Source organism: Streptomyces sp. NPDC004539, from assembly GCF_040610055.1.
Classification (GTDB): domain Bacteria; phylum Actinomycetota; class Actinomycetes; order Streptomycetales; family Streptomycetaceae; genus Streptomyces.
In genome coordinates this window covers 40,439-50,966 of sequence record NZ_JBEXLS010000048.1, presented here as the reverse complement: position 1 = coordinate 50,966, position 10,528 = coordinate 40,439, and the positions used below count along the sequence as shown (strand labels likewise).

Here is a 10,528-nt window from a genome sequence, read left to right as displayed (position 1 = left end):
TCTCGGGTGACAGCCACACCCGGCACTCCTGGGTGTCCCGATCCTACGAATGACCCGGATCAACCCACGAAGAAAGGTATGGATCGGGTGACGGGAGCGATGCCCGCAACGCACGAGGCTCCCGTGCTGTTGGGGGAGGTGTTCGAAGTCTCAACCCACAGGCACAGGAGCCGCGTTGGTTCCGTATTCTGCCGCACTCGACCTGCCCCACGCCCTGGTCGAGTGGGTCACCATGCTTATCGTCACCCGCGAGGGTGACCGCCGTTGCAAGCTCCCACCGCACCAGCGTGCCCTGGTCGGCCTGGTGTACCTGCGCCGGCACGACACCCTCGCCCAACTCGCTGCCGGGTTCGGTATCTCCGTCGGTACCGCCCACGCCTACACGACAGCGGTCGTCGACCTGCTCGCCGACCGCGCACCTGGCCTGCTGCGCGTCCTGCGCGAGGCGGATCCGGACTACGTCCTGCTCGACGGCACCCTCGCGGAGTGCGACCGGGTCGGCGACAGCCGGGCCGACTTCTCCCACAAGCACCGCCGACACGGAGTGAACGTGCAGGTGGTGACTGACCCGGTCGGGCGGCTGCTGTGGATCTCGCCGACTCTTCCTGGTCGCGCGCACGATCTCACTGCGGCCCGCGCCCACCGGATCATCCGGATCTGCGAACGCCAGGGCGTGCCTATCCTTGCCGACCGCGCCTACATGGGAGCTGGCCCGTGGGTGACGACACCCCTCAGACGCCCGCCGGGCCGTGACCTCACGCCGACCCAGCAAACTGTCAACCGGGCGCTGTCCGCAGCGCGGGCGCCGGTCGAGCGTGGCGTCGCGCGACTGAAGTCGTGGCGGATCTTCCGTAGGTCCCGGTGCAGTCCGAATCGAATGTCGTCAATCGCCGCGGCCGTCCTCACTCTGGAGCGGCAGCGCTGAAAGAGCTCACTCAACCCTGTTGATATCCCGGGCTACGACGGGACGGCCTCGCGTCTAGCTGCAGATCTGGCGGTACGGGGCGTCCGGAACGTACACATCCCACTCGGTCCGTGTCAGATCGCCGCGCGCACGGGCGCAGACCAGTGTGACGGCCTTGTCAGGAGCAACGGTGTAGCGCTGGAGCGGGACATGGGCGCTGCCGGCGTACAACGTGTCGCTGCCGCTGCTGAAGGCGAGCGTCTGGATGCCTTCCCCGGGGGTGGTGATCGGGCCGCCGAGTGGCTGCTGGGTGGCGATGTCCCAGAGCTGGAGCGTGCCGGCGTCCCCGCCGACGGCCAGCGTGCGTTGGTCGGGGCTGATGGCGAGCGCGCTGACTGCTTCGGGGGTGTCGCCGAGCGGGGTGGGGAAGACGTTCCGCAGGACGCCCACGCGGTGGCGCAACGTGCCGTCCCACAGCGCGACACGGCCGGTCTGGTCGCCCACGGCCAGGCGGGTACCTTCGTGGGTGAAGGCGAGCGCGCCGACCTGTTCACCCTGGACAAGGCCCTGCCTGGCGACTGCCCCGGAGGGAAGGTGGGCGATGCGGTTGTCGCCGACGAGGAGGCGGCCGTTGGGGTGGGCGGCCAGGTGGATGCTGGCCAGGTCAGTGCCGAGGGGTGCTCTGCGGCCCGAGGTGGTGTCCCATGCTTCGTTGATCACTTCACCGATGGCCGCGATGCGCCCGACGTACAACGTGCGTCCGCCGGGCCCGGCGGCCAGGGCGACCACGCTTCCGGCGGACGGAGGCCCGGCCAGGTCCGGTGTGGCACGTCTGTGGTCGCGGGTCAGGTCCCAGACGACGAACCGGTGGGATGCCGCTTCATGGCCGGGCGGCGCCGAGACACCGTACGTGAGCGTGCCGCCGTCGGGGCTGAACGCGAGGAGCGCGACAGTGTCCTGTACGGGGATCGGATCTGCGGGATCGCGTGAGACGGGCACCGGCGGGGATGGCAGCTTGCGTATGAGATGTCCGTCGTTCGTGGCGCGGAGTTCGAAGCGGTAGCGCGTACCGGTGCGTTCTGCTGTGGCGAGAGTACGGCCGTCCGGGCTGATTCGTAGGGCGTCCAGCGGATTGCCGAGCCACTCGGGCGTGACAGCCATTCCGAGGTCAAGGCAGTGGACGGTGCCGCCTTCCAGATAGCGCAGGACGGTGTGATCGTCCGGGTCCCAGGCGAGCCCGTACAGATGCTGGTTGTTCAGGGAGTGCCGGAACACCGGAACTGCTGGGTCCGACAGCCGCCACACTCTGATCTCCTCACTGCCCGCAGTGGCAAGGAAGGTCCCGTCCGTACTGAAGGCGGCAATCTCCGCGGAGTGGTCGTCGATGTCGGCGACCTGGCGACCCGAGGTGGTATCCCAGACACGCACCCCCGAAGCGGACAGAGCCGCGAGCCGCGCACCGCCGAACACGAAGGCCGTCCGCTCCTCGGCGCACAGATTCCGGGACTGCTCCCAGATGCCGGGCACGATTTTGCGATGCTCGGTGTCCCAGATTTGCGGCGCTCCGCCTTCTGGGCAGACGGCGAGCAGTCGGCCGTCGGCGTTCACTGCCGGGGGCACCAAGCCGGGCGCCCGGGTCTCGAGCAACACCCTGCCGTCCTCGACGGACTGCAGCCGTACACGGTCGTCGTCGCTTTCGCTGAGGACGTGGCGTCCGACTTCGATGCCGGCGAAGGGCTCGATAGCGAGGGGGCGCTGGTCGCCCGTCCACCGTCCGGCGGTTCGGTCCCACAATCGGACGCCGTCGTCCTCGGAGACGGCCAGAAACCGGGCGTCGGGCCCTGCCGTGAGTACTTCTCCGGCCGGTAGCCGTCCGGAACCGGTGCGGCGGCCCTTGACTACGTCCCAGGTCCGCCAGGTGCGGCCGTCGATACTGAGCAGTGTGCGGCCGGAGTCGGCGAGGAAGCGCGTCGGCTCATCGCCGGGGGCGGGATCGGTGAATACGGCGTGCTCTGGCTGGTCGAGGGAGCCGAGCAGGGCCCGGCGCGCCTCGGGCAGCGGCGAAACTCGCCAGGCGGCCACGCCCAGCAACATCGCGGAGCGGGGGTCGGTCGTGCGCAGCGCGTCGGCGACATCCGCGATCCGCCGGGCAGCGGCATCGGTGCGCTGACGCTGGTTGTCCTGTTGCTGCTGCCACGCAGTCAGTCCCGCTACCAGCGACACCGCTAGCACGGCGGAGAGCGCGGAGAGGAGGACACGCGACCTGCGGGTGGCCCGGGAGGCAGCCCGGCGCTCCGCCTCGCGTGTGCGGAGCGCGGCAGTGAGGAACTCCTGTTCTGGCACGGTCAGTACGGAGCCTCCGCCGCTCGTTCGACCATTCCCGTTACTGTCGGCGCTGGCCTGGAAGTTGTCGGCGAAGAGTTCCTCCGCGCGGGCCAGGCGGGCGCCTCGGTAGAGCGAGCCGGGGTCGCGGTCGTGCTCGAGCCAGGCGCGTGTCGCGTCGGTCAGCTGCCGGTGGCGGCGCAGCCGCTCGCGGTCCTCCTCGATCCAACTACGCAACCGAGGCCAGCAAGTGATCAGTGCCTCATGGGCGAGCTCTACACCGTCCTCGCCGCTGGTGAGGAGCCGGGCACGGGCCAGCCGCTCCGCCACCAGGGGCACGTTGGGATCGGCGCACTCGTACAACTCGTCCCGAGAGAGCGGGCGCCGGGTGTCGGCGGTGCCCTGGCCCGGTTCGATCAGCCGCAGCAGCAAACCCCGGGCGGTGACCGCCTGCTCTCGGGACAGCTGCCCGTACACCTCTTCGGCGGTCCCCGCGATGGCGCCGTGAACCCCTCCCACCGCCTCGTACGCCGCCAAGGTCAACAGTCGGCTGCGGCGGCGCTTCCAGGTCTCCAGCAGAGCGTGCGAGAGCATCGGCAGGGCTCCGGGCTGATCCCTGACATCCTCGACGATCCGGGCCGTCAGTTCCCGCTCGACGAGGAAGCCGAGAGCCTGAGCCGGGCGTACGACGGCTTCCCGCAACTCGTCCGCCGACATCGGCCCGACCAGCAGTGCGACGCGACCCAACATTTCCGCCAAGTCCGGGTGGTCGGCGCATCGGGCGTAGAAGTCTGCACGCACGGCGATGACCACCCGCAGTCGGCTTCCCGGGTTCCGGGCGGCCAACAGCATGTCAATGAACCGAGCTCGCTCCGCCCGATCCCGGCACAGGGTGAAAACCTCCTCGAACTGATCCACCAGCACCCAGCCCTCTGGCCCGTCTTCCGCCGGAGCGAGCAGATGTCCGTGCGTGGTCGCGGGCTGAGCGCCTGGAGTGAGAACCCGAACCACCGCCGGACTCTCCTGCCGCGCGATGTGCTCCTGCAGGCAGGGGATCAGCCCGGCCCGCAGCAGCGACGACTTACCGCTGCCCGAGGCGCCGAGCAACACCGCGAAGCGATGCCCGCTGATCAGTTCCTGCACCGCCTCCACGAGCCGGTCACGCCCGAAGAACAGCCCTCGGTCGTCCGGATCGAACCGCGCGAGGCCCCGGTAGGGAGGCGAGGCGTCCTCTGTCTCCTCACGTACAGCGCCCGCATCCTCCGCTTCCGCCTCCTTCCACCGCTGTTCCCACTCCGCCCAGTCACCACCGCACACTCGTACATATCCCTGCACCACGGCGAGCGACGGGAGCCGTATTCCGGCTGCCGCGTTGGACAACGACGCGGCGGAGAAGCCCGCCGACTCGGCCATCGTCCGGTACGAGGGGTTGCCCGCAGACCTGCGCAGCTCACGGAGCTCATAGGCCAGGCGTTGTATGGGACCGGCCTCAGGGTCGACAGGCCTCTCGGGACGCCCCACAGGACCACCACCTCTCGTCCACGCCGGGGGGATGGGAACTCGCTTCGCAGAGCTGTGTTTGACACAGATGCGGCGTAAACAGGTTCCGGCCAGGCGGCGGCGTTGACGACATCATGGAACTTGACGGTGACCTGCCGGCCGTGCCGTGTGTGGACAGCCTGTGCACCAAACCGCACCAGGTCAGCTGGCTCTTGGGCTGTTCGTGCTGTCCGGACACATACCGGCGTGGCCGTCGCCGGCGGCGATCATACCCGCATGCACACCAGAATCCTCAATCGATGCATGCCGCCGCCGCGATCTTGGTCACCACCAGAACGGATTTCGCCATAAGGACATGGCCGCCGACCGAAGGTCAGGGCAGTACGACGATCTTGCGTCCCTGGCCGGCCGCGAACTGCTCCAATGCCCGCGGGTACTCGGCCAGCGGCAGCCGGTGGCTGATGAACACCTGTGGATCGAGCACCCCGGTGGCGAACAGTTCCGCGGCGCGTTCGTAGCTGTGCAGCACGGCCATGGAGCCGGTGATGGTGATCTCCTGGTTGTAGATGCGGTACGGGGAGATGGTGGCTGTCGTCGCGTAGTCGGAGACCCCGAACTGCAGGAACGTGCCGGCCTTGGCGACCCGCTCCAGGCCGTCCTGGATGGCGGCGGCGTTGCCGGTCGCGTCGACGACCACGTCCCAGCCGCCCGGCCGCCCCAGCTCGTCGGCGGAGAGGGCTGCTTGAGAGCAGCCGAGCTTCTCGGCCGTCGCCAGGCGTTCGGGGTTGATGTCGATGACATCCACTGAGGCGGCGCCGGTGCGCTTGGCCAGTTCCAGCATCATCAGGCCCATCGTGCCGCTGCCGTAGATCAGCACGTGGGAGCCGAGCCTGCTGCGCAGTACGTCGTAGCCGCGTACGGCGCAGGACAGCGGTTCGATCAGGGCGGCGTCCTGGACGTCCACGTGGTCCGGGAGACGTACGCAGTTGGCGACGGGTGCGACGGCGTACTCGGCGGCGCCACCGGCCACGGTCACGCCGATCGCCTGCCAGCGGTCGCAGAGGTTGTTGTGGCCGGTCCGGCAGTAGCGGCACTCGTTGCAGTACAGGGATGGATCGACGGCGACGCGGTCGCCGATGGCGAGTTCGGTGACGTCGCTGCCGAGGCCGACGACCTCGCCGGCGAACTCGTGGCCCGGCACGACCGGCAGGGTGGGCGCGAACTCGCCCTGGAGGATGTGCAGATCGGTCCCGCACAGTCCGCAGGCGGCCACGTCGATCACGACTTCGCGCGGCCCGGGGGTGGGGTCGGGCACCGTGGTGACGGTGACCTTGCCGGGGGCTTCGATGACGGCGGCTCTCACTTGACTGCTCCAAGGGACAGGCCCCGGACCAGTTTGTCCTGGGCGGCGAAACCGGCGATGAGGACCGGCAGGGAGACCAAGGTGGCGGCGGCGCACAGCCGGGCGAGGAAGAGGCCCTCGCTGGTGATGAAGCCGACGAGGAAGACTGGGGCCGTCGAGGCGTTGGTCGCGGTGAGGTTGACGGCGAACATGAACTCGTTCCAGCTGAAGATGAAGCAGATCAGCGAGGTGGCGGCGAGTCCCGGCATGGCGACCGGTGCGACGATCCGCAGTAGGACTGTGGGCAGGCCGGCGCCGTCGACCTCGGCGGCCTCCAGGATCTCCTTGGGCACCTCGGCGAGGAACGAGCGCATCATCCACACCGCGATCGGCAGGTTCATGGCGGTGTAGAGGATGATCAGCGTCCACACGTTGTCCAGCATCCCGGCGTCCTTGACGATCAGGTACACGGGCAGCAGCGCCGCGATGGCGGGCAGGAACTTGGTGGACAGGAAGAAGAACATCACGTCGGTCCACTTCTCGACCGGCTTGATGGACAGCGCGTAGGCCGTCGGCACCGCCAGGGCGAGCACCAGCAGCGTCGAAATGACGCTGGCCATGGCGGAGTTGAGGAGGAACGGGGTGATGTCCCGGTCGAAGAGCAGTTTGTACTGGTCGAAGGTGACCGGCGCCAGCGGGCTGGGCGGGTTGGTCGCCGCGTCCGCCTCCTGATGGAAGGAGGTGAGCACCATCCACGCCACCGGCGCGAAGAACGCAAGGGTGGCCAGCCAGGCGACGAAGGTCCACAGAGGCGACAGTCGTGGCGTACCACTGTGGTCGCGGCGGCGGATGAGTTTCTTGAGTTTCGCCCCGGGCGCGGCGACGGCTGCGTGGGTCATCGGGACACCTCCTCGCGGAACAGCGACGCGATGGTGCGCAGCGCGAAGGTCGCGATCACGATCGAGCCGAGTACGACGACCACGCCGGCGGCGGCCGCCTGGCCGTACTCGTACTTGCGGAACATGGTCAGGTAGATCTCGTACGGCAGGTTGGTCGTCTGCGAGCCCGGCCCGCCCTGGGTGATGGTGTAGACCGCGTCGAAGGTCTGCACGACGTAGATCGTGCCGAGCAGGACGCCCAGCTCGATGTACTGGCGCAGGTGCGGCAGCGTGATGAAGCGGAAGGTGGCCATCGCCGAGGCCCCGTCGACCTTCGCCGCCTCCAGGACGTCACCGGGCTGCGCCTGCAGACCGGCCAGCAGGATCAGCATCATGAACGGCGTCCACTGCCACACCAGCGACACCACGACCGCGGGCATGGGGTAGGAGGAAACCCAGTCGATCGTGGGTCCGTTCTCCGCGCCGAAGAGCCGGTAGACGGCGTTGAGAGTGCCGTTGAGCAGGCCGTAGTCGGGGTTGTAGATGGCGTGCTTCCACAGCAGCGCCGCCGCGACCGGCATGACGAGGAACGGCGCGATGAGCATCGTCCGCGCAAGCCCCCGGCCGAGGAACCGGCGGTCGAGCAGCATCGCCAGGCCGAGGCCGAGGACCACGCTGATGAGCACCACCGACGCGGTGAGTACGACGGTGTTGAGCACCGCCGTGCGCAGCCGCTCGTCGGTGAAGACGAACGTGAAGTTGGACAGGCCGACGAAGTGCCGTTCGCCCGGCCTGAGGATGTTCCACTGGAAGGTGGAGATGACGAGCGTTGCCACGAAAGGCAGTTGGGTGACGACGATGGTGAAGACCAGCGCCGGCAGCAGCGGGATACGGCGCTTCCACTTGCCGGCGCCGGTGGAGGAGCGCGGTCGGCTTCGTGGTGGCGCTGTCTTGGGGGGAACGGTGAGCGTGGTCATGGACTTTCCTCCGCCAGTGACGGCCGGATAGGGGGGAGTGACGCCCGGCCGGGGGGAGGGCCGGCCGGGCGGTTCGTGTGGGTCACTGGTAGTTCTTGGCGACGTCCTCGGCGAGCTTCTGGCCGTCGTCGAGTGCCTTGTCCACGCTGGTCTTGCCGGCGATCGCGGCGGAGATCTCCTGGGTGACCTTGGTGCCGAGGTCCTGGAACTCGGGGATGGCCACGTACTGCACGCCCACGGTCGGCCTGGGCTGCACACCGGGGTTGGCCGGGTCGGCCTGCTCGATGGACTTCAGGGTGATGTCACCGAACGAGGCGGCGGCCTTCTTGTACTCCGGGATCTCGTACGTGCTGGCCCGCTTGCCGGCCGGGACGCGCGACCAACCGAGCTTCTCGCCGACCAACTGCTCGTACTTCTTGCTCGAGGCCCACAGCATGAACTTCGAGGCGGCGTCGGCGTTCTTCGTGGTCTTGGGCATGGCCCACGCCCAACTCCACAGCCAGCCGCTGCTCTTGGTCTCGACGGTCGGCGCGTAGGTGTAGCCAACGTGACCGGCGATCTTGCTGGAGGCCGGGTCCTCCAGCGATCCGGCCGCGCTGGTCGCGTCGTACCACATCGCGACCTTCTTCTGGCTCATGGCGTTCAGGCACTCGGTGAAGCCGGCCTGCGCCGCTCCCGCCTCGCCGTGCTTACGGACCAGGTCGACGTAGAAGTTGGTCGCCTTCTTGAACTCCGGCGTGTTGACCTGGGCCTTCCAGTCCTTGGTGAACCAGGTGCCGCCGAAGGTGTTGACCACGGTCGTCAGGGACGCGCCGAGTTCGCCCCAGCCGGCCAGACCGCGCAGACAGATGCCCCGCATCCCCGGCTCGGCGCCGTCGACCTTGGCCGCGATGTCGGCTATCTGCTGCCAGGTTGGGCGTTCGGGCACCGTGATGCCCTTCGTCTTCATGACGTCCTTGTTGTACATGAGCATGGACGACTCGCCGTAGAAGGGCAGGGCGTAGAGCTTGCCGTCGGAGCCGGACAGGGACGTGACCATCGGCTTGAGCAGGTCGGCCTTGTCGAAGCTCGCGTCCTTGTCGGCGTAGGAGCTGAGTTCGTGCAGCCAGCCGTTCTTCTCCCAGATGGGGACCTCGTAGGCGCCGATGGTGGCGACGTCGTACTGGCCGGCCTGGGTGGCGACGTCCTGGGTGACCTTGTCGCGCAGCTCGTTCTCGGGAAGGATCGTGAAGTTGACCTTGATGCCGGTGTCCTTGGTGAAGGTGTCCTTCGTCAGCTTCGCGATGTCCTCCATCTGCGGATTGCCGACCATCAGCACGTTGATGCTCTCGCCCCCGCCACCGGAGCTCGAGGAGCCGCCCGCACCGCTGCAGGCGACCAGCAGCGAGCCCGCGGCCGTGGCCGTAGCGAGAACATGGACCATTCTTCGTGTGCGCATGACTGACTCCAGGGTGTGTTTCGAGGGTGTGCGGAACCAGGCCCCGGGCTCGCGGGGGTGGGATACGGGGATGAACCGCGGCTAGACCCGGATGACCTCGGGGCCCAGCAGTGAATAGCGATGTGCTTCGGAGGCGGGCAGCCCCGCGTCGGTGACGATCGCCTCGAACTGCGTGACGTCCGCGAAGCGGCAGAAGCTCACGGCGCCGAACTTCGTGTGGACTCCGGAGAAGACCCGGCGCCTGGCGGCCTTCAGGACCTGGGACTTGACCTCGCTGACCGCGGGATCGGGGGTAGTGAGTCCGAACTCGCGGGAGATGCCGTTCGCGCCGACGTACGCCAGGTCGATGACAAAGCCGGACAGCATCCGCGTCGCCCAGTGGTCGACCGTGGCCAGCGTTCCGCCGCGCACCCGGCCGCCGAGCAGCAGCACGGCGATGTTCTCGGCGGAAGCCAGGTCACCTGCCGTGGCCAGCGAGGAAGTGACCACGGTCAGTGGCCGGTCCCGGGGGAGCGCGGCGGCGATGAGCTGCGGGGTGTAGCCCTCGTCGACGAAGACGGACTCCGCGTCCCCGAGCAGCTCGGCCGCGGCGGACGCGATCCGGGACTTCTCGGGGACGTGCATGGTGGTGCGGAAGGCGAGCGTGGTCTCGAAGCTCCGGCTCTCCACGGGGTGGGCGCCGCCATGGGTACGCCGGACCAGCCCGTGCCCCTCCAGCAGGCTCAGATCCCGTCGCACGGTTTCCTTGGAAACCCCGAGGTCGGCTGCCAGCTGTCCGACGTCCACGGCCCCGGAACGGCGTGCCCTTTCCAGGATCCCGCGTCTTCGTTCCTCGGCATCCACGGCGACACCTCCGTTTCACGGCTCTGCGCGTTGTGCCCGCGCCGGCTTTTCCCTGATCCCGGTCCCGTTCGGGCTTCAGTGGCCAAATTTCTACATGGCGATTGCCAATATTGGCCAGGTTCGACGTAGGGAGTTCATGACCGAATATGACCGTTTCTCGGCAGGGGGAAGCCCAAGAAGATGCGATGGAGGGCACGCCGGTGCGACAGAGTGATGCCCGATCGGCGGCTGAAGTGTGCCCGTTTACTGGCCGTTTCGCTGGCCGGTTCGGACAGCCGACCGGGTGCGGCTCGGCCTTCGCCGCCGCACCGGGCCCTCCGTTAC

At 68.3% G+C, this 10,528-nt stretch carries 7 protein-coding genes; 1 reads left to right on the top strand and 6 read right to left on the bottom strand.

From position 1 onward, the window contains the following. Positions 1-175: 175 nt before the first annotated feature. Positions 176-925, top strand: a complete 750-nt coding sequence (locus ABZX85_RS48415) for a transposase family protein (RefSeq protein WP_355884752.1) — start codon at positions 176-178, stop codon at positions 923-925. Positions 926-979: 54 nt separating this feature from the next. Here the strand turns inward: ABZX85_RS48415 and ABZX85_RS48410 are convergent, their stop codons facing one another. From ABZX85_RS48410 to ABZX85_RS48385, 6 genes are all read right to left on the bottom strand, one after another. Further along, positions 980-4,639, bottom strand: a complete 3,660-nt coding sequence (locus tag ABZX85_RS48410) for a hypothetical protein (protein WP_355884750.1) — start codon at positions 4,637-4,639, stop codon at positions 980-982. Between the two features lie 460 nt (positions 4,640-5,099). After that, positions 5,100-6,089 (bottom strand): zinc-dependent alcohol dehydrogenase family protein, encoded by a 990-nt coding sequence (locus ABZX85_RS48405; protein WP_355884748.1) that lies wholly within the window; start codon positions 6,087-6,089, stop codon positions 5,100-5,102. After that, positions 6,086-6,967, bottom strand: a complete 882-nt coding sequence (locus ABZX85_RS48400; protein ID WP_355884746.1) for a carbohydrate ABC transporter permease — start codon at positions 6,965-6,967, stop codon at positions 6,086-6,088. The genes ABZX85_RS48405 and ABZX85_RS48400 overlap by 4 nt, the downstream gene beginning before the upstream one ends. Continuing rightward, positions 6,964-7,923 carry a sugar ABC transporter permease gene (locus ABZX85_RS48395; RefSeq protein WP_355884744.1) on the bottom strand — a complete coding sequence of 320 codons (960 nt, stop codon included), beginning with the start codon at positions 7,921-7,923 and terminating at the stop codon, positions 6,964-6,966. Before ABZX85_RS48395 ends, ABZX85_RS48400 begins: the two co-directional genes overlap by 4 nt. Before the next feature lie 82 nt (positions 7,924-8,005). After that, positions 8,006-9,361 (bottom strand): sugar ABC transporter substrate-binding protein, encoded by a 1,356-nt coding sequence (locus ABZX85_RS48390; protein ID WP_355884742.1) that lies wholly within the window; start codon positions 9,359-9,361, stop codon positions 8,006-8,008. An 81-nt stretch (positions 9,362-9,442) separates the two neighbouring features. Further along, positions 9,443-10,204 (bottom strand): DeoR/GlpR family DNA-binding transcription regulator, encoded by a 762-nt coding sequence (locus ABZX85_RS48385; protein WP_355884740.1) that lies wholly within the window; start codon positions 10,202-10,204, stop codon positions 9,443-9,445. Between the last annotated feature and the right edge of the window lie 324 nt (positions 10,205-10,528).

What these genes read in the sequence shown, in the direction of transcription:
- ABZX85_RS48395 (WP_355884744.1), bottom strand. Translation starts at nt 7,923, where the DNA reads ATGACCACGCTCACCGTTCCCCCCAAGACAGCGCCACCACGAAGCCGA.
- ABZX85_RS48390 (WP_355884742.1), bottom strand. Translation starts at nt 9,361, where the DNA reads ATGCGCACACGAAGAATGGTCCATGTTCTCGCTACGGCCACGGCCGCG.
- ABZX85_RS48400 (WP_355884746.1), bottom strand. Translation starts at nt 6,967, where the DNA reads ATGACCCACGCAGCCGTCGCCGCGCCCGGGGCGAAACTCAAGAAACTC.
- ABZX85_RS48410 (WP_355884750.1), bottom strand. Translation starts at nt 4,639, where the DNA reads ATGGCCGAGTCGGCGGGCTTCTCCGCCGCGTCGTTGTCCAACGCGGCA.